This window comes from candidate division WOR-3 bacterium, assembly GCA_026418155.1.
GTDB lineage: Bacteria > Hydrothermota > Tepidihabitantia > Tepidihabitantales > CAIPLT01 > JAOABV01.
Genome location: JAOABV010000102.1, coordinates 169 through 709 on the forward strand (window position 1 = coordinate 169; position 541 = coordinate 709).

At 33.6% G+C, this 541-nt stretch carries 1 protein-coding gene; it reads left to right on the forward strand.

From position 1 onward, the window contains the following. On the forward strand, positions 1–541 hold a 541-nt coding region (locus N2201_07480), incomplete at both ends, for a DNA methyltransferase (protein MCX7786039.1).

The window sequence follows — 541 nt, forward strand, 5'->3', positions numbered from 1 at the left end:
TACAATCCTACCAAAATTCAAAGAGAAAGTCCAAACAATATATATTGATCCCCCATTTAACAAAGAACAGGATGCTGATTATTTATATAATGTAAAATACAAAGATTCTACTTGGGCAACTTTATTAGAAAACCGACTAAGATTAGGAAGAGATTTACTTAATGAAAAAGGCAGCATTTTTGTCAGATGCGATTACAACGGCAACTGGATTGTAAGACATCTAATGAAACAAATTTTCAGAGAAGAGAATTTTAGGAATGAGATGATTCTAAAAAGGACAGCAGGCTTGCCGAAAAGGGAAATTGAAAATATGGAAGTTGAAACCGAATATTTAATTTATTATGCGAAAAATAATGAAATGTTGTTTTTTAAGCAATTATGGGAAAATCGTGAACCCCAATGGATGCCGGTAATGATCAAATACAACCGAGGTGGCCCGACAGGTAAACCTATAATAATTGAAAACAAAGTCTATAACCCTCCAGAAGGTTATAGTTGGGCAATTGGAGCAGAAATAGCCGAAAGATTATATAAAGAAGGG